Below are 22007 nucleotides of genomic sequence, written 5' to 3'. Positions count from 1 at the left end.
GAAGTATCCGATCAGAAATAAAAATGCCAGTCAGCTTAACTGACTGGCATTACGCACTTGGCGGGCTTTATTTTTGCAGCGCTAAAACCGGATTAGTTGGTTTTAGGAGCGGCTTCTTCAGTGGCTGCTTTGCTCGAATCTGCCTGAGCTTTGGCAGCATCAGCGGCTTCTTTCGCTGCGTCGTTCACTTTATCCTGAGCTTCACCAATTTTTTGCTGGGTTTGTTCAATTTTTTGGGTGGCTTCTTGAGCTTTGTCCTCGGGTTTTTTACCGCAGGCAGCGATGCCGAGGGAAGCGGTCAACATCAAGGCAATAGCTAAAGTCTTACGCATGGGGTGTTTCTCCTGGTGGAAAATGTCTACTTGCCCTTTCGAACGCAGTACCACAGGTTAAGTTCCATATTTCCTACAGATATATAAGATTTATCTTGGGGGGAACTTTTTCTTAGTCCCTATGCTGCTATGCAACACCACTAAAAAGAGCCTTTATCGAATGATCGACAACCCCGTTTTCGAGCGAGCGACGCGGTTTTTATCGGCGCTGAGGCATTGCCAGGTGCTCGGGTTACGTGTGCTCAGCGCCAGTAATGACGGGCTGACGATTACGTTGCCATACAGCCCGCAGATCGTCGGAAATCCGCAAACCGGTGTGATTCATGGCGGTGCCATTACCTCGTTGATGGACACCGCGTGCGGCATGGCAACGCTCTGCGTTTTGCCGGAGTTCGAGGTTTGCCCGACCCTGGATCTGCGTATCGACTACATGCATCCGGCCGAGCCGCATAAAGAGGTGCATGGTTTTGCCCAGTGCTACCGGGTGACGACTGATGTGATCTTCACGCGCGGGTTTGCTTACCAGGAGGATCCGCAAAAGCCGATCGCCCATGCAGTCGGGACCTTCATGCGCATGGGTAAAGGTGTCAAAGGCACCAAAGGTTTTGGTGGCGTCATCAGTGGGGGGACGAAATGACTGATAATTTCAAAGAACAATTGCAGCAGGCCCACGAGCGTGGGGAATACGCCTCGCTGCTACATCTGATCCCCTATGCCAAGCTGATTGGCGTCGAGTGTTCGCGTCTGGGCGATGAGTTGCTTTTTCGTCTGCCGGCGAACAAGGACAATATTGGCAACCCTTTGCTGCCTGCGATTCATGGCGGGGTGATAGCCGGGTTCATGGAGCTGGCGGCGGCCTTGCATTTGCTGGTCTTCAGCGGTTCCCTCGGTGTGCCGAAGATCATCGATTTCTCGCTCGATTATCTGCGTGCCGGGCAGTTTCGCGACACCTATGCCAAATGCCAGGTGTGCCGTCAGGGGCGGCGGGTCGCCAACGTTGCGATAACCGCATGGCAGAGCACTCAAACCGAACCGATTGCCACGGCGCGTGCGCATTTCAAGATTGAAGAAACACCAGGCCCTTGAAATCCTGGGCTATGCCCCCAACTCTGATGACATCCCGCCGTCACCCCTTCAGGGTGCGGCCACTGCCATCCAATCGGAGTTTGATGACCATGAGCGTGGAAACTCAAAAGGAAACCCTGGGCTTCCAGACCGAGGTGAAGCAACTGCTGCACCTGATGATCCATTCGCTGTATTCCAACAAGGAAATTTTCCTTCGCGAACTGATCTCCAACGCCTCCGACGCTGTCGACAAATTACGTTTCGAAGCCCTGTCCAAGCCTGAGTTGCTGGAAGGTGGCGCCGAACTGAAAATCCGTGTGAGCTTCGACAAGGACGCAAAAACCGTCACCCTCGAAGACAACGGTATCGGCATGAGCCGTGACGATGTCGTGACCCACCTGGGTACCATCGCCAAATCCGGCACTGCCGATTTCATGAAACACCTGTCCGGCGATCAGAAGAAAGATTCGCACCTGATCGGTCAGTTCGGCGTGGGTTTCTACTCTGCATTCATTGTTGCCGATAAAGTCGACGTGTTCAGCCGCCGTGCCGGCCTTGCTGCCAGCGAAGGCGTGCACTGGTCGTCCAAGGGCGAAGGCGAATTCGACGTCGCCACCATCGACAAGGAAGACCGCGGTACTCGCATCGTCCTGCATCTGAAGTCCGCTGAAGACGAGTTCGCCGATGGCTGGCGTCTGCGCAACATCATCAAGAAGTACTCCGATCACATCGCTTTGCCGATCGAACTGCCGAAAGAAGTGGCAGCCGCCGAAGGCGAAGAGAAACCAGCTGTTGAATGGGAAACCGTCAACCGCGCCAGCGCTTTGTGGACCCGTCCGCGTACCGAGGTCAAAGACGAGGAATACCAGGAGTTCTACAAGCACATCGCTCACGATTTCGAGAACCCGCTGAGCTGGAGCCACAACAAGGTCGAAGGCAAGCTGGAGTACAACTCGCTGCTTTACGTGCCGGCCCGTGCTCCGTTCGACCTGTATCAGCGTGAAGCGCCACGTGGCCTGAAGCTGTACGTGCAGCGCGTGTTTGTCATGGACCAGGCTGAGTCGTTCCTGCCGCTGTACCTGCGCTTCATCAAGGGCGTGGTCGATTCCAACGACCTGTCGCTGAACGTCTCGCGTGAAATCCTGCAGAAAGACCCGATCATCGATTCGATGAAGTCGGCGCTGACCAAGCGCGTTCTGGACATGCTGGAAAAACTGGCGAAGAACGAGCCTGAGCAATACAAGGGCTTCTGGAAAAACTTCGGTCAGGTCATGAAAGAAGGCCCAGCTGAAGATTTCGCCAACAAAGAGAAAATCGCTGGCCTGCTGCGCTTCGCCTCCACCCAGGGTGAAGAGGGCGAGCAAGTGGTTTCACTGGCCGAATACCTGGCTCGCGCCAAGGAAGGTCAGGACAAGATCTACTACCTGACCGGTGAAACTTATGCACAGGTCAAGAACAGCCCGCACCTGGAAGTCTTCCGCAAGAAAGGCATCGAAGTGCTGCTACTGACCGACCGTATCGACGAGTGGCTGATGAGCTATCTCAGCGACTTCGACGGCAAGAGCTTTGTCGACGTGGCGCGCGGTGACCTGGACCTGGGCAACCTGGACTCGGCAGAGGACAAGAAAGCCGCAGAAGAAGTCGCCAAGAGCAAGGAAGGCCTGGTTGAGCGGATCAAGACTGCTCTGGGTGAAACCGTCAGCGAAGTGCGGGTTTCCCACCGTTTGACCGATTCTCCGGCGATTCTGGCCATCGGTGAGCAGGACCTGGGCATGCAGATGCGTCAGATCCTCGAAGCCAGCGGTCAGAAGGTTCCGGATTCCAAGCCGATCTTCGAATTCAACCCGGCTCACCCGCTGATCGAAAAACTCGACGGTGAGCAGAGCGAAGAGCGTTTTGGCGACCTGTCGCACATCCTCTTCGATCAGGCAGCCCTGGCTGCCGGCGACAGCTTGAAAGATCCGGCCGCCTATGTGCGCCGTCTGAACAAGCTGCTGGTTGAACTGTCGGTGTAATCGCGTTAAAGAAAAACCCGCTTCGCAGGCGGCATGAAAACTACTGCGCTCGGCAATACTGCGTTAAAAACAGGCTCGGACTGCTCATTTACAAACACGTAAACTCCGCGTCCTCGCCTGTTTTTGCCTTGTCTTGCCTTCGCTCGTGACGTTTCCATACCACCTGTAAAGCGGGTTTTTTCATTCTGGCGTTTCTTTACGGGAGTGAGTCATGAGCCAAGTTACTGTGCGTTCCGTGGTCTATCAGATTGAGGGGCAGTCTTACGAAGGGCGTCTGGCGTTCGACGCCAGCCACGCGGGCCCGCGTCCGGGCTTGCTGATGGCGCCGAACTGGATGGGTGTCAGCGCCGGGGCCGAGAAGATTGCCCAGGAGGTCGCAGCCAAAGGTTATGTGGTGTTGATTGCTGACCTGTATGGGCAGGCGATTCGTCCGCAGAATGGCGACGAGGCGGGCGCGGCGATGATGCCGCTGAAGAATGATCGTGCGTTGCTGCGCAAGCGCATGCAGGCGGCATTTGCTGCCTTGCAGAGCCAGGGTGAAGCTGCGGTCGACACCTCGAAACTGGCGACGTTCGGTTTCTGCTTCGGCGGTTGCTGTGCTCTGGAGCTGGCGCGTACCGGCGCGCCGCTCAAGGCTGCCGTGTCGTTCCACGGTACGCTGGATACGCCGAACCCTGCCGATGCGAAAAACATCAAGGGCTCGGTGCTGGTGTTGCACGGTGCTTCCGATCCATTGGTGGCGAAAGAGCAACTGCCGGCCTTCGAAGCTGAAATGAATGCTGCAGGCGTAGATTGGCAATTGCTCAGCTACGGTGGCGCGGTGCATTCCTTTACCGACCCGCACGCCAACGTGCCGGGCATGATGATGTACGACGCCAGGACCGCCAAACGGGCCTTTGTGTCGATGCATAACTTGCTGGATGAAGTATTCAACGGCTGAGTGCTGTTTCTAGCCCTGGCACCGTCGGTGTCAGGGCTGGCCTCATCGCGAGCAAGCTCGCTCCCACAGTGGTTTGGAGTCGACCATTAATATTGTGTACGACTCGGTCAAATGTGGGAGCGAGCTTGCTCGCGATGGCGGTATAACTGGCGCCGAAGATCTCAGGGCAGCTCGATCCGCTCGCTCTCGCCAGGCACGGTTGGCCAATCCCCGGCCGCCCAGCGTCGGCGGGCCTCATCGATCACCGCGGGATCGCTGGAGACGAAGTTCCAGTTGATCCGACGCGGCCCGTCCATGGGCGCGCCGCCAAACAGCATGACGTGGCAGTCGCTTTCGGCGAACAGGTCCATTTCTTCCCCGGCAGGCAGCACCACCAGCGAGTGCGGTTCAATCGGCTCGCCATTGAGCTGGGCCTCACCGTCCAGCACATAAAGGGCACGTTCTTCATGCTCGGTGGGGATCAGCAAGGTCGTCGCCGTTTTCAGCTCAAGCTCTGCGTACAACGTAGGGGAAAGCACCGGAACCGGTGACTCAAGGCAAAAGCCTTTGCCGGCAATCATCCTGATTTTCACCCCGAGGTTATCGCTGACCGGCAGGCTGGCGGCCGGGTGATGGCTGTAATGGCCAGGGCCTTGTTCGTGCGCTTTGGGGGAGGCCAGCCAGATTTGCAGGCCGTGCATCTTGAAATCGGTATTCCACAAGGCTTTCGGTGTGCGCTCGACGTGAGCAATCGCACTGCCTGCGGTCATCCAGCTGACGTCACCCGGTTTCACGATCTGATCAGAGCCCAGGCTGTCCTTGTGCTGGAGCTCGCCTTCGAACAGGTAGGTGAGGGTGGACAGGCCGATGTGCGGATGCTGGCGGATGTTCATGCCCTTGCCAGCCGGGTAGCGGGTTTCAAGCATGTGATCGAAAAACACGAAAGGCCCGACACTGCGGCATTGGGCCGATGGTAGTGGGCGCAGGATCGGTTGGCCTTCGACATCTTCGGTGCGTGGGCGGATCACGAGCGGACTGATCATGGTGCATTCCAGGCTGTACGAGTGATGCCGCTGAGCATAACCCGCACAGCCTGCGTTTGCCGCTATTGGCTGAAGGCGCCTTCAGACAGGTGAGTCTCGATGGTCACTTCGCTGGTGGTCATCAGCTTGTGCACCGGGCAGCGGTCGGCCACGCGATGCAGCTCTTCACGCTGGGCGTCGGTGAGTACGCCTTTAAGGGTCAGTTTGACGTGCAGCGCGTATTTGCCTTTCTGCTCCTGACTGTTGTCGCGTTTGACCTCGACCGTGACGCCAGTCAGCGGGATTTCCTTTTTCTGTGCGTAGAGCTTGAGGGTCAGTGCCTTGCAGGCGCCCAGCGCTGCGTCGAAGTAATCGTGGGGCTCTGGAGCGGAACCTTCACCGCCGGAGGCTTTGGGCACATCGGCGAAGAGTTGATGGTCGTCGATCTGGATGCTGTGACGAAAACCTTCGTTGGATTCGGTATTGACGGTAATGGTCATGACAAACCTCATAGGCAGTAAGAAAGAGTGTGCGTCAGAAGTAGACCTTGCAGTTATAGAGCATCTGGCGATTCAGGCGTTCCACTGGTTTATCGATAACCCAAAAAAAAACGCCCCGAACCAGTCGGGGCGTTTTCATGTGCAGCGAAGCAGCGGGGCGTTATTTGCCCTGCCAGCGCTTCAGGACCAGAGTGGCGTTGGTGCCACCAAAGCCGAAGCTATTGCTCATCACGGTGTTGATGGTGGCGTCTTCGCGAGTCTTGGTCAGAATTGGCATATCAGCCACTTCCGGATCCAGTTCTTCGATGTTGGCAGAACCTGCCATGAAGTTGCCTTCCATCATCAGCATGCAGTAGATCGCTTCGTGAACGCCGGCGGCGCCCAGGGAGTGACCCGACAGGCTCTTGGTGGAGCTGATGGCCGGAGCCTTGTCGCCGAAGACTTCACGCACGCCTTTCATTTCCGCGACGTCGCCGACCGGAGTCGAAGTGCCGTGGGTGTTCAGGTAGTCGATCGGCGTGTCGACGGTGGACATGGCCATCTGCATGCAGCGGATGGCGCCTTCGCCGCTTGGAGCGACCATGTCGTAGCCGTCGGAAGTCGCGCCGTAGCCGACGATTTCCGCGTAGATCTTCGCGCCGCGGGCCAGAGCGTGTTCCAGCTCTTCGACCACGACCATGCCGCCACCGCCGGCGATGACAAAACCGTCACGCTTGGCGTCGTAGGCACGGGAAGCTTTTTCCGGTGTCTCGTTGTACTGGCTGGACAGTGCGCCCATGGCGTCGAACAGGAACGATTGGCTCCAATGCTCTTCTTCACCGCCGCCGGCGAACACGACGTCCTGCTTGCCCATCTGGATCTGTTCCATGGCGTTGCCGATGCAGTGAGCGCTGGTGGCGCAGGCAGAAGCGATGGAGTAGTTCAGGCCCTTGATCTTGAATGGAGTGGCCAGGCAAGCGGAAACCGTGCTGCTCATGGTCCGCGTTACGCGGTATGGGCCGACGCGCTTGACGCCTTTTTCGCGCAGGATGTCCAGCGCTTCCATCTGGTTCAGGGTCGATGCGCCACCGGAACCGGCGATCAGGCCGGTGCGCGGGTTGGAAACCTGCTCTTCGGTCAGGCCGGAGTCAGCAATGGCGTCTTTCATGGCCAGGTAGGCGTAAGCCGCCGCGTGGCCGACGAAGCGATAGATCTTGCGATCGATCAACTCTTCGAGTGGCAGGTCAATGGAGCCGGAAACCTGGCTACGCAGACCCATTTCGGCATATTCCGGGTTGAACCGGATGCCAGGGCGGCTTGCACGCAGGTTAGCGGAGACGGTCTCTTTGTCATTGCCCAGGCACGAAACGATGCCCAGACCAGTGATAACGACGCGGCGCATGCGGATAACCCTTAGAAGTTGTCAGTGGATGTGAATACGCCGACCCGAAGGCCTTCGGCGGTGTAGATCTCGCGGCCGTCGACGCTGACCGAACCATCGGCGATGGCCAGGTTCAGCTTGCCCTTCAGGACGCGTTTGATCTGGATGTTGTAGGTGACTTTTTTGGCGGTCGGCAGAACCTGGCCAAAGAATTTCACTTCGCCCGAACCCAGGGCGCGGCCGCGGCCCGGCAAGCCTTGCCAGCCGAGGAAGAAACCGACCAACTGCCACATGGCGTCGAGGCCCAGGCAGCCTGGCATCACCGGATCACCTTCGAAGTGGCAGGCGAAGAACCACAGGTCCGGAGTGATATCCAGCTCGGCGACCAATTCACCTTTGCCGTACTTGCCACCTTCTTCGCTGATATGAGTGATGCGATCCACCATCAGCATGTTCGGGGCGGGCAGTTGCGCGTTACCAGGGCCGAACAGCTCACCGCGACTGCAGCGCAGCAGGTCTTCCCGGGTAAAGGCGTTTTGTTTGGTCATGCGAGCTCCTCAATAGTCCCATGCGGCAGGTGGGGCAAATCTTCCCGGCCGATCGAAGCGTTCATGCTTCGAACCGGCAGCCTACTCATAGACTATTGCGTTGTGGTGAAAGTCACAGCACAAGGGACATGAATGTACACTTGTGCACTGAAATTATTTTTCAAGCCCGATTCCGAGCTGTCAAGGTGCCTAAGACTGCCGCACTTTCGCCTTTCACGCCAGTCGCAGATGGTCGATCACTCCCCACTACCGTACCCAACGTTGCAGAATTTGCTGCAGATCAGCGCGTTTGAAAGGTTTGGCCAGATAATCGTTCATCCCCGCCGACAGGCAGGCCTCGCGGTCACCCTGCAACGCGTTGGCGGTCAGGGCGATAATGGGTAGATCGGTGCAGCCGGGCAGTTGACGGATCTGCTGGGTGGCTTCGTAACCATCGATGACCGGCAGCCGGCAATCCATCAAAATTACCTCGAAAATCAGGCTCTCGGCACTGCGTACCGCCTGCGCTCCATCGGTGGCGACGCTGACAGTAAAGCCCAGACTGCGCAGCATTGCTTCGACGACGGTCTGATTCACCGGATTGTCTTCCACCAGCAGCACATTGCGCCCCTCGCCGTGGTCGTTGCCGGCAGGCGTGCGCGGGGTCAGGGTCGGTGGCGTCTGTCTGGACAGCGCCAGCGGAATTTCCAGGGTGAATACCGAGCCTCGGCCTTCCTCGCTCTGGGCACGCAGTGTGCCGCCCATCCGCTCGGCCAGCGTGCGCGCAATCGGCAGGCCCAGGCCGGTGCCGCCGTAGCGCCGGGAGATCGAGCTGTCAGCCTGCTGGAAGGCGTTGAACATCAGCTCCAGGCTTTGCGCCGAAATGCCGATCCCGCTATCGCGCACGGTGCAAGTGAACCACAGCAGTTCGTGGTCCAGCGATTGCCACTGCGGTTCAATTGTAACTCGACCTTTCTCGGTGAACTTCAAGGCATTGCCGATCAGGTTGACCAGGATTTGCCGGATCCGGGTCGGGTCGCCTTGTACCTGCAAGGCTTGCATATCGTCCGGAATCTGCAGCTCCAGGCTCAGGCCGCGTTGCACCGCAGTGTGCTGGAAAGCCTGGGCACAGTTGTTGATCAGCTCGGCGAGGTTGAACGGGATGTGCTCCAGTTCCAGGGCCGAGCGTTCGATGCGCGAGAAGTCGAGAATGTCGTTGATGACCTTGAGCAAGTGCTCGGTGGACTCCGACGCCAGTGCGGCGTACTCGATCTGCTCCTCGGTCATGTGGGTGGTTTCGAGCAGTTGCAGCATGCCCAGCACGCCATTCATCGGTGTGCGCAATTCATGGCTCATCATCGCCAGGAAGTCGGACTTGGCGCTGTTGGCCTTTTCCGCTTCTTCGCGGGTCTGGATCAGTTGCGCCATGGCCTGATGCTGCTCGCGGCTGGCGAGCTCAAGGCCATCGGCGAGGTTATTGATGTGGCGCGACAGGTCGCCCAGTTCGGCATCGTCGACGATGGGCAGCGGTGTTTTGTAGTCGCCTTGCTGAATCGCCTTCACCGCATTGCCCATGGCGCTGATGGGCTCTGACAGGCTGGCGGCCAGGCGCCGCGCCAGCAGAAAGGTAAAGAGCAGGGCGAACAGCGCAAGGATCGCGGCCTTGAGCAGGATCTCCTGTTGTCGCTGGCTGAAGGCATCGTTGGACATGCCGACGACGACGCGCCCCAGATAGTCTTCGGAGGGGCCGATGGCGGGTGGCGGCCCCTGCAGGAAATCGTCGCTGAGCCTGATCCGTTGCAAGCGCACCGGTGCTTGAAACACTTCGATCTGTTGCGAGCTCTGGCGGTTTTCCGAGGGCTGCTCGACGTGCACCAAGACCTTGTTGGCGTTGTCCTGCACCTCGAGAAAACGCACGTGCGGCGTTGTCAGCGAGGCCTTCATCAGGCTTTCGAGCACCTCATTGTTGCCGGAGATCACTCCGTACTCAGTGGCCGGGGCCAGTTGATTGGCGATCAGTTGGCCGGTGTGGTTGAGCTCCTGGCGCAAATCCTGAATTCGCACGACAGTAAAGAAGCTGATCAGCAGCAATGTCAGCAGCAGCGCCGGGCCGAGGCTGATGATCTGGGTGCGGGTATTGATGTCCCAATGGCGGCGTAGGTTCATGGGCGGTTTTCTCCTTCGGCCAACTGTGTTGCAACAGCCGTGGGGTCAATCTGTTCGATGCCTAAGGAACGAGCGACTTGCGGGTTACTTAATACCTTGAAGCGCTGCGGATAGAGGGTGCGCGGCCAGCTGGCCGGCGGACGGTCAAGCAAGTTGTCAAGAATGGCCAGCCAATCGCTCTGATCGCTGTAGGTGCTGGCCAGGCTGCCGGCCTTGACGAACCCGGCGTTGGGTCCGATCAATGCAAGTTGTCGGCCATAGCTGCTGAGCAGCAGATTCTTGGCGGTCTTTGGGTTGTACACGTCAGGGTCGTCGAGTCCCAACAGTACGTCGCTGTTTTTCAGCAGCGCCTGCAAAGGCCGGCTGTCATTGGTGTTGTCCCAACGCTCGGCGACGATCTCCAGTCCCAGCCGGTGCGCGGCGTGGTGCAGTTCCTTGAGCAGAAATTCGCTGTTCATCCCGTACAGCACGCCGACCTGTCGGACTTGCGGCAACAGAGCCTGGATCAGGCGAAGTTGGCGGCTCAGCGGTGGATCACTCCACAGCAGGCTCAGGTGCAGGGGCAGGGCATTACCCAAACGCTGATTGGCTTGCAGGCGGCTGATGCGCAGCACCAGAGTTGCCGGCCCCTGATTGTCTTGAAGGCGCCAGTCGAGGCTCGGCAGGTCAAGCAGGATCAGTCGGGTCGCGTCGGGTAGCCGGGACGGCGCGGGGAGGTCGGCAAGGCGTGCGAAGCGCACCGTGTCTTTGGGGCGCTGCTCGGCCAGGGCGCGGGTAAAGGCCTGCACGCCGGGACTGTCTTCGACGCCGGTCAGCAACACGTCGAAAGCATGCACGGGCAAACTGCCCAGGCAGACAAGCAACAGTCCCCAAACCCAAGGCCGGCGGCTTCGGGGGGAGCGGGTACGTGTCTGGTTGAGGCCCATGTCAGAACTCTAACTCGGCGCTGAAGTAGAGCGCATGGCGCGAGTCGTAGTTGTTGTCGACGAAGGTGGTCGGCTGGCTGTCGAGGCGTTGTTGCAGGATACCGGCCAGTTCGAGATTGGCCTTGCCCAGCGCAATACGTTTGGCGATACGTGTGTCGACACGTTCGAAGCGGTAGCCATTCAGTGCGTCGTCGCCATAGTAGAACAGTGCACTGTTCCAGCCATTGCCCCAATCGCGTAGCCAACCGGCGGAGCCGCTGTTGCGTGCGCTGAATTGTTCGTCCAGAGGGTTACTGGCCGTGGCATCGACATAGGCGTAGGTCAGGCGCAGCCGGTCGGCGGCGCTGACTCGCCAGTCAAGCTGGGTTTCAGCGCCGCTGAAGCGCGAGGCATTGCTGTTGCTGGCAATGTACTGATTGTTGCGCAGCGGCTCGCTGATCATGTCAGTGATTTCGTCGTAGAACAGTTTCACGTCGACGTTCAATCCGACGTCAGCGAAGAAGCCGTTATACCCCAGTTCGCGCGAGCGCATGTGCTCTTGAGCGAGGTTGCCGGGACCTCGGGTCTTGACGAAGTAACGGGCACTGGACTGACCGTAGGCGCCGGGGCTGAGGTTGGTCACCTGATAGCTCCAGTTGACGTTGTTCTCGAACATGTCGGGTGAGCGGATAGCCTCCGAATACACCGCACGCAGGCCGTGGCGCGGGTTGATCAGGTAGTTGATTGCCACGCGTGGGGTTAGCGAATCGCCGACCAATTCGGTTTTTTCGTACATCGCACCGCCTTGTAACAGCCAGTGCTCGCTGGCACGCCACTCCAGTTGGCCGAACAATCGCCAGATGGAATCGTCGAGGGTGCCATTGAAGTACGTTTCGGAGTCGGCCCGGTCGTATCGATAGTTCATGCCGCTGACCAGCCGCAGACTGTCGGAGAGACTCAGGGTGTCCTGCAACTCAAGGTCGTAGCGCGACTCGCGGGTGCTCTGGTCGATGTCACCGCAGACCGTGCGATTGGCGCCACCTTTCCATTGATCGAGCACCTGGTTGGCCAGTGCCTGCTCGGTCGGCGTGCCATGCGGTGCACCGGTGCCGGTATAGCTTTCCATGTGCCGCGCCAGGCGCTCGGCGTAGTTGGGGTTGAGCTGCCAGAGTTGGGTGAGCTGCGGGCTGAACGACACTTCGGCGTCGCAGGCGCGCCAAACTTGCTGACGATCCCAGCGCTGCGCCGAACCCTGGACGTAAAGGCTGTGATCCGGATTGATCTCCAGGTTCCAGCGCAACGAACCGGCGTAATCCTTGGCGATCACGTCAGAGTTGTCGCCAGCCGAGGTAATCCCGGAAAACACCGGGCGGTAGGTATAAGGCCGCTGGTTGGTGCCGTCTTTGGCATTCAGTTGCCAATCGATGCTTTGCTGCTCGTTGAGGGTCTGGCTGACGGCCAGGTTGACGCGGTTCAAGCGGCGACTGTCGCGGTAGTCCGCTCCCAGGCGGTTCGAGTCGAAACCGTCGTCTTCCTGGCCGGACATCGACAAGCGCAGATCGCCGGTCTCCCAGCCGGTGCCCTGGCTGGCGTACCAGTCGTTGATCCCGCGTTCACCGCGAGTGACTTTCAGCCGTGTGCCGTGGCTGTTGGCCGGTGCGCGGGTGATGATGTTGACGACCGCCATCAGCGCGTTGGCGCCATAGCTGACAGTGTTCGGGCCACGGAACACCTCGATGCGCTCGATGTCTTCCATGGCTACCGGAATGTCACTCCAGTCCACGGTCGCAAGACCTGCGCGATACACCGAACGGCCGTCGATCAACACTTGCATGCGTCGTGCTTCGCTGGCGTTGGTGCCGTGATAGTTCACCGCAGCCTGGTTGCCGCTGACGTTACCGACCATCATCCCCGGCACCAGCCGCAGCAATTCGCTGATGTCGCGGGCGCCGCTGGCCTTGATCAGTTCGCTGTCGATTACCGTCATGCTCCCGGGGACGGCGGCCGGCGACTGTTTGAGTCGGGTGGCGGTCAATACCTGGGGCAGCGCGGTGTTGTCGAGAAACAGGTCATCGGCCAATAGCGGGTCGCAGAGCATCAGCGCCAGAACCAGCGAGGAGCTAAGGTGAGGAGGGCTAACAGACACGGTACAGCCTTGATAGCAGTTAATTGCCGCGCATGTTAACCGAGCTGTTTGAGTTTTCCAGTCACGATGCCGGCATTTTCTCAGGTTTTGCAGGTCTGCTTCCTACAAGTGCCGCTAATTGATAGAGGGGCTGGCCGACGCTGGACCGCCCCGTATAATGCGGCTATCGCCACTGGTATGGATTAACGGATTGCATATGACTGAACAGCGCCCGATTGCGGTCCTGGGAGGCGGAAGTTTTGGTACCGCCGTGGCTAATTTGTTGGCCGAGAACGGTCATCAGGTCCGGCAGTGGATGCGCGACCCTGAACAGGCCGAGGCCATTCGGGTCAACCGCGAGAATCCACGCTACCTCAAGGGCATCAAGGTTCACCCTGCGGTGGAGCCGGTCACCGATTTGCTTGCCACCCTCAATGAGTGCGACCTGTGTTTCGTCGCACTGCCTTCCAACGCCCTGCGTTCGGTGCTCGCCCCCTACGCCGAGCGCCTGAGCGGCAAGTTGCTGGTGAGCCTGACCAAAGGCATCGAGGCCCACACCTTCAAGCTGATGAGCGAAATTCTTCAGGAAATTGCTCCACAAGCGCGCATCGGCGTGCTGTCCGGGCCAAACCTGGCCCGTGAAGTGGCCGAACACGCGCTGACCGCGACAGTGGTCGCCAGTGAAGATGAAGAGCTCTGTCAGCGGGTTCAGGCTGCATTGCACGGTCGGACCTTTCGCGTGTACGCCAGTGCCGACCGTTATGGTGTGGAACTGGGTGGGGCACTGAAAAACGTCTACGCGATCATCGCCGGCATGGCGGTGGCGTTGGGCATGGGCGAAAACACCAAGAGCATGTTGATCACCCGGGCATTGGCGGAAATGACCCGCTTTGCGGTGAATCAGGGGGCCAACCCGATGACGTTCCTGGGGCTGGCCGGGGTGGGCGACCTGATCGTTACCTGTTCGTCACCGAAAAGCCGCAACTATCAGGTTGGTTTTGCCCTTGGCCAGGGCATGAGCCTGGAAGAGGCGGTGACCAGCCTTGGTGAAGTCGCCGAAGGCGTCAACACCCTCAAGGTACTCAAGGCCAAGGCCCAGGAAGTCGGGGTTTATATGCCGTTGGTCGCCGGTTTGCATGCGATTCTGTTTGAAGGACGCACGCTCAATCAGGTTATTGAGCTGTTGATGCGCGGCGAGCCGAAAACCGATGTCGATTTCATCTCCACCAGCGGTTTCAACTGAGTACTCAATTTACAGAGTCAGGGAGCGAGACATGAACGATCCAAAAGTAGCAGCCAAGTACGAATCCATCCTGCTGCGCGTGCTGTGGATGCTGGTGTATGTGCTGGTCTGGCAAGTCGCGCAATTTATCCTCGGTGCCGTGGTGCTGGTGCAGCTCATCTATCGGTTGATCTATGGGGCACCGAACGCCGGCCTGATGAACTTCGGTGACAGCCTCAGCCAGTTCCTGGCGCAGATCGGCCGCTTCGGCAGTTTTCACAGCGACCAGAAACCTTGGCCATTCGCCGATTGGCCGACACCGCGTGCACCGGAAGGCGAGGCCCCGCACGCTGTACCGCCAGCGCCGCATCCGGCCCGTGATGAGGAGCCAAAACTATGAAACTCTGGGTGTTGCGTCACGGTGAAGCCGAGTCTCACGCCCGTAGCGATGCTGAGCGGGAGCTGACTGCACATGGCCGCGAAGAAGTGCTGCGCAGTGCCGCGCAACTGATCGGCCAGCCGATTCAGGCGATCATCGCCAGCCCGTATGTGCGGGCGCAGCAAACCGCACAGTTGGTGCGTGAGGTGCTGGGTTTTGAGCCGGAGATCCGCACCGAGGCCTGGCTGGCACCAGACAGTAATCCACTGACCGTCGTCGATCGGCTCGACACGGAGGATAACGTCCTGCTGGTCAGTCATAACCCGCTGGTGGGGAGCTTGATCGGCTACTTGCAGCACGGCCATTTGCGCGCGCCGCAGCCGATGAGCACCGCCAGTCTGGCCGAGCTTGAAGCTGATTTGCCGTTGGCTGGGGGCATGACGCTCAATAGCGTCAAGAACCCGTAATCCGGGTCATGTGGGAGCGTGGCTTGCCCGCGATGGCATCAACACGGCATACCTGATGCACCGCGGTGCCTGCATCGCGGGCAAGCCACGCTCCCACAGGTAACGAGTCGCTCTTGATTTTTTGTATGAAATAGCCAACCAAGCAACTGCTTGGTTGGCTACGCTTGCCGCCATACCGAACAAAAAGGAGCGCATCGCATGTCCGCCGCTTTTCGTTTGCCGCTGCAAGTGTTCTACGAGCGTGAAGCTCGCCATCCCCGCCAGCGTTTTCTGGTCCAGCCGATGGGCGGTGGCCAGGTCGAGACGCTGACCTGGGCCGACGTAGGCCATCAGGCGCGGTGTGCCGCTCACTGGCTGCGCGCCCGGGAACTGCCTCAAGGCAGCCACATTGCACTGATCTCGAAAAACTGCGCGCACTGGATCATTGCCGACCTGGCGATCTGGATGGCCGGGCATGTCTCCGTTCCGTTGTACCCCAACCTCACCGCCGATTCGGTAGCCCAAGTGCTCGAACACTCGGAGGCTGCGCTGGTGTTCATCGGCAAGCTGGACGATTGGCCGGGCATGTCCAGAGGCGTCAGCGCCGATCTGCCGACCATCAGTCTGCCGTTGTGCCCAGCGGGTGACTTTGATTTCAGTTGGGCCGACCTGCAACGCAGCTCTCCGATACAGGACGACCCAACGCCGGACGCCGACCAGTTGGCGACGATCATCTACACCTCCGGCACCACCGGTTTGCCCAAAGGCGTGATGCACAGCTTCGGCAACCTGGGCTTCGCCACGACTCACGGCACGCAATTGTTTGGTCTCAATGAGTCGGACCGGTTGTTGTCGTACCTGCCGCTGTGTCACGTCGCCGAGCGGATGTTTGTCGAACTGGCGTCGATCTACACCGGGCAAACGGTATTTTTTGCTGAAAGCCTCGACACGTTTCTCACCGATTTGCAGCGCGCGCGACCCACGGCGCTGTTCTGCGTGCCGCGCATCTGGAGCAAATTCCAGATGGGCGTGTACAGCAGGATTCCGGCAAAACGCCTGGATTTCCTGCTTGGCTTGCCGATCATCGGCAAGCGGGTCGGGCACAAGGTGCTTGCAGGTCTGGGGCTGGATGCCTTGCGCATCGCCTTGTCGGGCGCCGCGCCGGTGCCGCAGGCGTTGCTGCACTGGTACCAGCGCCTTGGGCTGGAGGTACTTGAGGTTTACGGCATGACCGAAAGCTGCGGTTATTCCCATATTTGCCTGCCGAGCCAGAATAAACCTGGCTGGATCGGCAAGCCGTGCCCGGAGGTGGAGGTGCGGATCGAGGCCTCGGGCGAGGTGCTGGTGCGCAGTGGCGCGACCATGCTCGGCTATTTCAAGGAGCCGCAGAAAACCGCCGAGACGATCACCGAGGACGGCTTTCTGCGCACCGGTGACAAGGGCGAGCAAGACGCCGATGGCAACTTGCGCCTGACCGGGCGGCTCAAGGAAATCTTCAAGACCAGCAAGGGCAAGTACGTCGCACCGGCGCCGATTGAAAACCGTCTGGCGGTACATTCACGCATCGAGCAGGTGTGCGTGGTCGGTGACGGCCTGAGTGCGCCACTTGGGCTGTGCGTGCTCTCGGCAGTGGGTTTGCAGGACGCCGCCAGCGTGGCGCGCAATGCCTTGCAATCGAGCCTGGAAAGCTTGCTCGACGAGGTTAACGGTGCCCTCGACAAACACGAACGCCTGCGCCAACTGGTGGTGGTCAAAGACAGCTGGGCGGTGGAAAACGGCTTTCTCACGCCAACCCTGAAGATCAAGCGCAATGTGATCGAGGCCGTGTATGGCGCGCGGTTTGAAGAATGGAGTGCGCGCAGCGAAGCCGTGCTGTGGCAGGATTGACCTGAAATAAAACCAACGAAGGATGCAGCGATGACTCTGTGGCGTACCGCTCCCAACATTGAACAGTTGAACGCGATTCAGAAAAACACCATCGGCGAAGTGCTGGATATACGCTTCGAGGCGTTTGATGACGAGTCGCTGACCGCCAGCATGGTCATCGACCATCGCACCCACCAGCCCTACGGTTTGCTGCATGGCGGCGCCTCGGTGGTACTGGCCGAAACCGTCGGTTCCATGGCCAGCTTCCTGTGCATCGACGCCAGCAAATTCTATTGCGTGGGCCTGGAAATCAACGCCAACCACTTGCGCGGCTTGCGCAGCGGTCGGGTAACAGCGGTGGCCAAAGCGATCCACATCGGCCGCACTACGCACGTCTGGGATATTCGCTTGAGCAGCGATGAAGGCAAGGCCAGTTGTGTGTCGCGGCTGACCATGGCGGTGGTGCCGTTGGGTGAAACACCGCCGGCTCGCTAACGGCACGAATGATCTGCTTCTGTGGCGAGGGGGCTTGCCCCTGCTCGGGTGCGTAGCAGCCGTAAACCCGACGAAGGTGGTGTATCTGAAGAAATGCGATTGCAGGTTTTGGGGTCGCTCCGCAACCCAGCGGGGGCAAGCCCCCTCGCCACAAAGTTTTCTGCGGGGCTGAATTGCCCATAGCCTTGGCCTGACTGTCATCATTCCTGGCAGTTACGGTCATTGCTGTGGGCTTGCGTCTTACGGACAATCAACACCTGATTTCGTTTATGGACGCGCCGTTATGCCGCAGCAGATCTTTTTCGCCCATGCCAATGGCTTTCCTTCAGACACCTACGGCAAGTTGTTTGCCGCGCTGGCGCCGGAGTATCAGGTCGCGCATCTGCAGCAGCACGCCCATGACCCGCGGTTCCCGGCCGACGATAACTGGCACAACCTGGTGGACGAGCTGATCCATCACCTGAAACAGCAACCCGAGCCGGTGTGGGGCGTTGGCCATTCCTTTGGTGGCGTCTTGCACCTGCACGCGGCCTTGCGTTGCCCAGAGCTGTATCGCGGCGTGGTGATGCTGGATTCACCAGTGCTGACCCGCCCCGATCAATGGGTTATCCGCGCCGCCAAGCGTTTTGGCTTTATCGACCGCTTGACCCCGGCCGGCCGCACGTTGGGGCGTCGCGAGGAGTTCGCCGACCTGGAGTCGGCGCGCAGCTATTTCGCCGGTAAAACCCTGTTTCGCGGTTTCGATCCGGACTGCCTCGATGCGTACTTGCAGCACGGGCTGCACCAGGTTGGTGATCGCCTGCGTCTGCGCTTCGATCCGGCCACCGAGATCTGCATCTATCGCGGTGTTCCGCACATCAGCCCGGGTCGTCCTCGCCAGTTGAAAGTACCGCTGGCGGTGGTTCGGGGCCGGCAGAGTCGGGTGGTCATGCGCCATCACGCCAGCTTCGTGGGCCGTATGCCGCAAGGCGAGTCGCTGACAATGCCCGGCGGCCACATGTTTCCCCTTGAGCGCCCGCAAGACACTGCGACGTTGCTGAAAAACCTGTTCAGCCGTTGGCAAGGGCACAGTGAGCGGAGTTGCGCATGAGCAGCGTCGAAGAAGTCCGCCTGAGCCTGCCGCACATCGAGTTGGCCGCGCACCTGTTTGGCCCTGAAGACGGTCTGCCGGTGATTGCCTTGCACGGCTGGCTCGACAATGCCAACAGCTTTGCGCGCCTGGCGCCGAAACTTGAAGGTCTGCGCATTATTGCGCTGGACATGGCCGGCCACGGGCATTCCGGGCATCGGCCGTTGGGCGCCGGTTATGCGCTGTGGGATTATGCTCATGATGTGCTGCAAGTTGCGCAGCAGATGGGCTGGAAGCGTTTTGCGCTGCTGGGCCATTCCTTGGGCGCAATCGTTTCTGTGGTGCTCGCCGGTGCCTTGCCCGAGCGCGTGACGCACCTGGCGCTGATCGACGGGGTGATTCCGCCCACCGCCGCTCATGACAACGCCGCCGAACGCATGGGCATGGCCCTGCAAGCGCAACTTGACCTGCAAGAAAAGCGCAAACCGGTCTACAACAGCCTGGATCGCGCCATCGAAGCCCGTATGAAAGGCCTGGTCGCAGTCAGTCGCGAAGCTGCCGAACTGCTCGCTCAGCGGGGTTTGATGCCGGTGCCGGGCGGCTACACCTGGCGCACCGACAGTCGCCTGACGCTGGCGTCGCCACTGCGCCTGAGCGATGAACAGGCGATGTCCTTCGTTCAGCGAATCAGTTGTCCTGCGCAATTGGTGGTTGCCGCTGACGGCATGCTCGCCAAACATCCAGAATTGCTGGAGCGTCTACCCTTTAGCCGTGAACAGCTGCCCGGCGGCCATCATTTGCACCTGAATGACGAGCCCGGCGCCGCCCTTGTTGCAGACTGTTTCAATCGGTTCTTCGCCGTTCCTTGACTTGCAGCGGGCAACTGTCGAGGCTGGGCGGGTTGAAATGGGAGACAACCATGATAGATCTCTACACCGCTGCGACCCCGAATGGCCACAAGGTCTCTATCGTGCTCGAGGAACTCGGCATGCCCTACACGGTGCATGTCTTGAGTTTCGACAAAAAGGAACAAAAGGCTCCAGCGTTTCTCAAGATCAATCCCAATGGCCGGATTCCGGCGATTGTCGATCGGGACAACGGTGATTTCGCCGTGTTCGAATCCGGCGCGATTCTCATCTACCTGGCTGAGCTGAGCGGAAAACTGCTACCCAAGGATCCGAAAGGGCGTTCGGTGGTCATCCAGTGGCTGATGTTCCAGATGGGTGGTGTTGGCCCGATGCAGGGGCAGGCCAACGTGTTTTTCCGGTATTTCCCGGAAAAGCTTCAGGGCGCCATCGACCGCTATCAGCATGAAACCCGGCGTTTGTATGAAGTGCTGAACACGCGCCTGGAAACTGTCGAGTACCTGGCCGATGACTACAGCATTGCTGACATCGCCACTTATCCGTGGGTCCGTGGCCATGAGTGGTCTGGCGTTTCGGTGGACGGTTTACCCGCATTGCAACGCTGGATGGCGGCGATGGAAGCTCGCCCGGCGGTGCAGCGTGGCTTGCAGATTCCGCCGCGTAACGACGACGCGAATGTCGTCAAAGGCGCTCAGGCCATGCTGATCCGATGAGAGTACCTTCAAGGTTGAAGAGCATGCGCTTGATCTGTTTGTTGGGGCTGGGGTGTTTCAGTTCGCTGGTGTTTGCCGCCGATGTGCCGGGAAGTCACGATTTGCCGCTGGTGCCACGTCTGGCCGATGCGCAGATCGTCGACTATCGCCCGGTTGCCGAGCTTGAACGGATCTATCCCATGGGCTCGATCCGCAAAATCAGCGGCCAGTTGCGTTTCGATGGCCAGGTCAGTGCCCGCGGAAACGTGACCTCGGTGACCTACGAGTTGCCGCCGGAACACTCGTCCACCGAGGCCTTTACCGCCGCTCGCGAAGCCTTGCAGAAACAGGGGGCCGAACTGCTGTTCTGGTGCCAGGCCCGCGATTGCGGCGAAAGCAGCCTGTGGGCCAATCAAGTGTTCGGCAACGCCAAACTCTATGGCGCCGACGATCAACAGGCTTATCTACTGCTGCGACTCGCAGCGCCACAGGACAACTCGTTGTTGGCGCTTTACAGCATCACTCGCGGCAATCGAAAAGCCTATCTGCACGTCGAGCAGTTCGATGCCAGCACGCTATTGGGCGAGTTGTTGCCGACCTCGGCGACCCTGTTGCGTCAGCTCAAGGACACCGGTGTGCTGGACCTGCCGCGGTTGACGGGGGAGCCGCAACCGGTTTGGCTGACGTTGCTGTCGCGCGGCTTGAACCTCGATACGACTTTGCGCGTCAGTGTTTCCGGAGCCAATGCCGAAGCCTGGCGTCAGGCGCTGGTCGGGCAGGGCGTACGTGCGGCGCGGATGGAGCTTGGCAATGTGCCGGCAACCGGCCTGCACATCGAGTTCCTGCGATAGTTTTTCCCTCGGCGAACGTGCCATTGGCCGTTCGCCTACTCTTTGTTGATTGACCTTGCTCGAGATTTTTCATGATCAATAACGATCGCCTGTTGGTGCAGATCCTGCTCCTGGTGTTGTTCGGTGCCAGCTTCTGGGTGATGGCGCCCTTTTGGTCGGCGCTGTTCTGGGGCGCGGTGCTGGCGTTCGCCAGTTGGCCGCTGATGCGCTTGCTGACTCGCTGGCTCAATGGTCACGAATCCCTCGCGGCGGCGTTACTGACGCTCGGCTGGATGGTGCTGGTGGCGGTGCCGTTGGTGTGGCTCGGTTTTAACCTGGCCGATCATGTGCGTGACGCCACGGTGTTCATCAAGGACGTTCAGGTTGACGGCTTGCCGGCGGCACCGGTGTGGCTGGCCGGGATACCCCTGGTTGGCGAGCGGCTGGTTGGGCTCTGGAACAGCCTTGATCAGCAAGGCGCGGCGCTGTTGTTGGCGGTCAAACCCTATCTGGGACAGGTCGGCAACTGGTTGCTGGCGCGCAGTGCGCAGATCGGCGGAGGGATTCTCGAGCTGACCTTGAGCATCGTTTTCGTGTTCTTTTTCTATCGGGACGGCCCGCGCTTGGCGATGTTTGCTCACCGTCTGCTGGAACGGCTGATCGGCGAGCGTGCCGCTTATTACATCGAACTTGTCGCCGGAACGGTGCAGCGGGTGGTCAACGGCGTCATCGGCACTGCCGCCGCCCAGGCGATCCTGGCGCTGATCGGCTTCCTGATTGCCGGTATTCCGGGCGCACTGGTGCTGAGTATCGTCACGTTCCTGCTCAGCCTGATCCCCATGGGCCCGCCGTTGGTGTGGATTCCGGCGACTGCCTGGCTGGCCTGGAAGGGCGAGTACGGCCTGGCGGTGTTCCTCGGCATTTGGGGCACGTTTATCATCAGCGGCGTCGATAACGTGCTCAAGCCCTACCTGATCAGTCGTGGCGGCAATTTGCCGTTGGTGATCGTGCTGCTTGGGGTGTTTGGCGGGTTGATCGCCTTTGGCTTTATCGGCTTGTTCATCGGTCCGACCTTGTTGGCCGTGGCGTACAGCCTGTTGAACGACTGGAGCAACAGTCAGGCGCGGGTTGACAACAAGAGTTGAGTCGCCAATGAAAAGATCGCAGCCTGCGGCAGCTCCTACGGTAAATGCGAATACCGCGTAG

Annotated in this window: 22 protein-coding genes; 14 read left to right on the top strand and 8 right to left on the bottom strand. The window is 59.6% G+C overall.

Annotated elements, in window-relative coordinates; translation table 11 throughout:
- Window positions 1–92: 92 nt before the first annotated feature.
- Window positions 93–332 carry a hypothetical protein gene (locus BK658_RS28470; RefSeq protein ID WP_123585213.1) on the bottom strand — a complete coding sequence of 80 codons (240 nt, stop codon included), beginning with the start codon at window positions 330–332 and terminating at the stop codon, window positions 93–95.
- A 160-nt stretch (window positions 333–492) separates the two neighbouring features.
- On the opposite strand from BK658_RS28470, the gene BK658_RS28465 reads away from it, so the two are divergent.
- The 4 genes from BK658_RS28465 to BK658_RS28450 all read left to right on the top strand — a co-directional run bounded on the left by BK658_RS28465 (window position 493) and on the right by BK658_RS28450 (window position 4352).
- Window positions 493–969, top strand: coding sequence for a PaaI family thioesterase (locus tag BK658_RS28465; RefSeq protein WP_123585212.1), 477 nt, complete (start codon window positions 493–495; stop codon window positions 967–969).
- A complete protein-coding gene (locus tag BK658_RS28460; protein ID WP_123585211.1) occupies window positions 966–1418 on the top strand; it encodes a PaaI family thioesterase in 453 nt (150 codons plus the stop codon). Before BK658_RS28465 ends, BK658_RS28460 begins: the two co-directional genes overlap by 4 nt.
- Window positions 1419–1507: 89 nt before the next feature.
- Window positions 1508–3412 (top strand): molecular chaperone HtpG, encoded by a 1905-nt coding sequence (gene htpG / locus BK658_RS28455; protein WP_123585214.1) that lies wholly within the window; start codon window positions 1508–1510, stop codon window positions 3410–3412.
- Window positions 3413–3623: 211 nt separating this feature from the next.
- A complete protein-coding gene (locus BK658_RS28450; RefSeq protein WP_123585210.1) occupies window positions 3624–4352 on the top strand; it encodes a dienelactone hydrolase family protein in 729 nt (242 codons plus the stop codon).
- Between the two features lie 161 nt (window positions 4353–4513).
- Here BK658_RS28450 and BK658_RS28445 read toward each other — a convergent pair whose 3' ends face one another.
- The 7 genes from BK658_RS28445 to BK658_RS28415 form a co-directional block, all read right to left on the bottom strand.
- Complete coding sequence (locus BK658_RS28445) at window positions 4514–5374, bottom strand: pirin family protein (RefSeq protein WP_123585209.1); 861 nt, start codon at window positions 5372–5374, stop codon at window positions 4514–4516.
- A gap of 62 nt (window positions 5375–5436) precedes the next feature.
- Window positions 5437–5853, bottom strand: a complete 417-nt coding sequence (locus tag BK658_RS28440; RefSeq protein WP_123585208.1) for an OsmC family protein — start codon at window positions 5851–5853, stop codon at window positions 5437–5439.
- Between the two features lie 160 nt (window positions 5854–6013).
- Window positions 6014–7234, bottom strand: coding sequence for a beta-ketoacyl-ACP synthase I (fabB, locus tag BK658_RS28435; protein ID WP_019692305.1), 1221 nt, complete (start codon window positions 7232–7234; stop codon window positions 6014–6016).
- A gap of 11 nt (window positions 7235–7245) precedes the next feature.
- Window positions 7246–7761 (bottom strand): 3-hydroxyacyl-[acyl-carrier-protein] dehydratase FabA, encoded by a 516-nt coding sequence (fabA, locus tag BK658_RS28430; protein WP_010211704.1) that lies wholly within the window; start codon window positions 7759–7761, stop codon window positions 7246–7248.
- A gap of 246 nt (window positions 7762–8007) precedes the next feature.
- A complete protein-coding gene (locus tag BK658_RS28425) occupies window positions 8008–9906 on the bottom strand; it encodes an ATP-binding protein (protein WP_123585207.1) in 1899 nt (632 codons plus the stop codon).
- On the bottom strand, window positions 9903–10832 hold the full coding sequence (locus BK658_RS28420) for an ABC transporter substrate-binding protein (protein WP_123585206.1): 930 nt from the start codon (window positions 10830–10832) through the stop codon (window positions 9903–9905). The genes BK658_RS28425 and BK658_RS28420 overlap by 4 nt, the downstream gene beginning before the upstream one ends.
- 1 nt (window position 10833) lies before the next feature.
- Window positions 10834–12909 (bottom strand): TonB-dependent receptor plug domain-containing protein, encoded by a 2076-nt coding sequence (locus BK658_RS28415; protein ID WP_123585205.1) that lies wholly within the window; start codon window positions 12907–12909, stop codon window positions 10834–10836.
- A gap of 244 nt (window positions 12910–13153) precedes the next feature.
- On the opposite strand from BK658_RS28415, the gene BK658_RS28410 reads away from it, so the two are divergent.
- From BK658_RS28410 to BK658_RS28365, 10 genes are all read left to right on the top strand, one after another.
- Window positions 13154–14179, top strand: a complete 1026-nt coding sequence (locus tag BK658_RS28410) for an NAD(P)H-dependent glycerol-3-phosphate dehydrogenase (protein ID WP_054593408.1) — start codon at window positions 13154–13156, stop codon at window positions 14177–14179.
- Between the two features lie 31 nt (window positions 14180–14210).
- A complete protein-coding gene (locus BK658_RS28405; protein ID WP_123585204.1) occupies window positions 14211–14558 on the top strand; it encodes a DUF4389 domain-containing protein in 348 nt (115 codons plus the stop codon).
- Window positions 14555–15004 carry a phosphohistidine phosphatase SixA gene (gene sixA, locus BK658_RS28400; protein ID WP_123585203.1) on the top strand — a complete coding sequence of 150 codons (450 nt, stop codon included), beginning with the start codon at window positions 14555–14557 and terminating at the stop codon, window positions 15002–15004. The genes BK658_RS28405 and sixA overlap by 4 nt, the downstream gene beginning before the upstream one ends.
- 198 nt (window positions 15005–15202) lie before the next feature.
- Window positions 15203–16870 carry an AMP-binding protein gene (locus BK658_RS28395; protein WP_123585202.1) on the top strand — a complete coding sequence of 556 codons (1668 nt, stop codon included), beginning with the start codon at window positions 15203–15205 and terminating at the stop codon, window positions 16868–16870.
- 30 nt (window positions 16871–16900) lie between these two features.
- Window positions 16901–17344: a hotdog fold thioesterase gene (locus tag BK658_RS28390; protein ID WP_123585201.1), complete on the top strand. Its 444-nt coding sequence runs from the start codon at window positions 16901–16903 to the stop codon at window positions 17342–17344.
- 283 nt (window positions 17345–17627) lie between these two features.
- Window positions 17628–18434, top strand: a complete 807-nt coding sequence (locus BK658_RS28385) for an alpha/beta fold hydrolase (RefSeq protein ID WP_123585200.1) — start codon at window positions 17628–17630, stop codon at window positions 18432–18434.
- Window positions 18431–19282: an alpha/beta hydrolase gene (locus BK658_RS28380; RefSeq protein ID WP_123585199.1), complete on the top strand. Its 852-nt coding sequence runs from the start codon at window positions 18431–18433 to the stop codon at window positions 19280–19282. The genes BK658_RS28385 and BK658_RS28380 overlap by 4 nt, the downstream gene beginning before the upstream one ends.
- Before the next feature lie 50 nt (window positions 19283–19332).
- A complete protein-coding gene (locus BK658_RS28375) occupies window positions 19333–19992 on the top strand; it encodes a glutathione S-transferase family protein (protein ID WP_123585198.1) in 660 nt (219 codons plus the stop codon).
- A gap of 23 nt (window positions 19993–20015) precedes the next feature.
- The gene (locus tag BK658_RS28370) at window positions 20016–20822 is read left to right on the top strand and encodes a DUF4892 domain-containing protein (RefSeq protein ID WP_123585197.1); all 807 of its coding nucleotides are present in this window, start codon (window positions 20016–20018) and stop codon (window positions 20820–20822) included.
- A 71-nt stretch (window positions 20823–20893) separates the two neighbouring features.
- On the top strand, window positions 20894–21946 hold the full coding sequence (locus BK658_RS28365; protein ID WP_123585196.1) for an AI-2E family transporter: 1053 nt from the start codon (window positions 20894–20896) through the stop codon (window positions 21944–21946).
- Window positions 21947–22007: the final 61 nt, after the last annotated feature.

The organism is Pseudomonas brassicacearum (assembly GCF_003732175.1).
GTDB lineage: Bacteria > Pseudomonadota > Gammaproteobacteria > Pseudomonadales > Pseudomonadaceae > Aquipseudomonas > Aquipseudomonas brassicacearum_G.
The sequence above is the reverse complement of the archived record's forward strand: the minus strand, read 5'-3'. Positions and strand labels throughout refer to the sequence as shown.

Bases quoted from the DNA above. Each gene is read 5' to 3' on its own strand.
- fabB (WP_019692305.1), bottom strand. From the start codon at position 7,234: ATGCGCCGCGTCGTTATCACTGGTCTGGGCATCGTTTCGTGCCTGGGC.
- BK658_RS28450 (WP_123585210.1), top strand. From the start codon at position 3,624: ATGAGCCAAGTTACTGTGCGTTCCGTGGTCTATCAGATTGAGGGGCAG.
- BK658_RS28405 (WP_123585204.1), top strand. From the start codon at position 14,211: ATGAACGATCCAAAAGTAGCAGCCAAGTACGAATCCATCCTGCTGCGC.
- BK658_RS28370 (WP_123585197.1), top strand. From the start codon at position 20,016: ATGCGCTTGATCTGTTTGTTGGGGCTGGGGTGTTTCAGTTCGCTGGTG.
- BK658_RS28420 (WP_123585206.1), bottom strand. From the start codon at position 10,832: ATGGGCCTCAACCAGACACGTACCCGCTCCCCCCGAAGCCGCCGGCCT.
- htpG (WP_123585214.1), top strand. From the start codon at position 1,508: ATGAGCGTGGAAACTCAAAAGGAAACCCTGGGCTTCCAGACCGAGGTG.
- BK658_RS28375 (WP_123585198.1), top strand. From the start codon at position 19,333: ATGATAGATCTCTACACCGCTGCGACCCCGAATGGCCACAAGGTCTCT.
- BK658_RS28445 (WP_123585209.1), bottom strand. From the start codon at position 5,374: ATGATCAGTCCGCTCGTGATCCGCCCACGCACCGAAGATGTCGAAGGC.
- BK658_RS28415 (WP_123585205.1), bottom strand. From the start codon at position 12,909: ATGCTCTGCGACCCGCTATTGGCCGATGACCTGTTTCTCGACAACACC.
- BK658_RS28365 (WP_123585196.1), top strand. From the start codon at position 20,894: ATGATCAATAACGATCGCCTGTTGGTGCAGATCCTGCTCCTGGTGTTG.
- BK658_RS28465 (WP_123585212.1), top strand. From the start codon at position 493: ATGATCGACAACCCCGTTTTCGAGCGAGCGACGCGGTTTTTATCGGCG.
- BK658_RS28395 (WP_123585202.1), top strand. From the start codon at position 15,203: ATGTCCGCCGCTTTTCGTTTGCCGCTGCAAGTGTTCTACGAGCGTGAA.
- BK658_RS28410 (WP_054593408.1), top strand. From the start codon at position 13,154: ATGACTGAACAGCGCCCGATTGCGGTCCTGGGAGGCGGAAGTTTTGGT.
- fabA (WP_010211704.1), bottom strand. From the start codon at position 7,761: ATGACCAAACAAAACGCCTTTACCCGGGAAGACCTGCTGCGCTGCAGT.
- BK658_RS28390 (WP_123585201.1), top strand. From the start codon at position 16,901: ATGACTCTGTGGCGTACCGCTCCCAACATTGAACAGTTGAACGCGATT.
- BK658_RS28380 (WP_123585199.1), top strand. From the start codon at position 18,431: ATGAGCAGCGTCGAAGAAGTCCGCCTGAGCCTGCCGCACATCGAGTTG.
- BK658_RS28385 (WP_123585200.1), top strand. From the start codon at position 17,628: ATGCCGCAGCAGATCTTTTTCGCCCATGCCAATGGCTTTCCTTCAGAC.
- BK658_RS28470 (WP_123585213.1), bottom strand. From the start codon at position 332: ATGCGTAAGACTTTAGCTATTGCCTTGATGTTGACCGCTTCCCTCGGC.
- BK658_RS28425 (WP_123585207.1), bottom strand. From the start codon at position 9,906: ATGAACCTACGCCGCCATTGGGACATCAATACCCGCACCCAGATCATC.
- BK658_RS28460 (WP_123585211.1), top strand. From the start codon at position 966: ATGACTGATAATTTCAAAGAACAATTGCAGCAGGCCCACGAGCGTGGG.
- sixA (WP_123585203.1), top strand. From the start codon at position 14,555: ATGAAACTCTGGGTGTTGCGTCACGGTGAAGCCGAGTCTCACGCCCGT.
- BK658_RS28440 (WP_123585208.1), bottom strand. From the start codon at position 5,853: ATGACCATTACCGTCAATACCGAATCCAACGAAGGTTTTCGTCACAGC.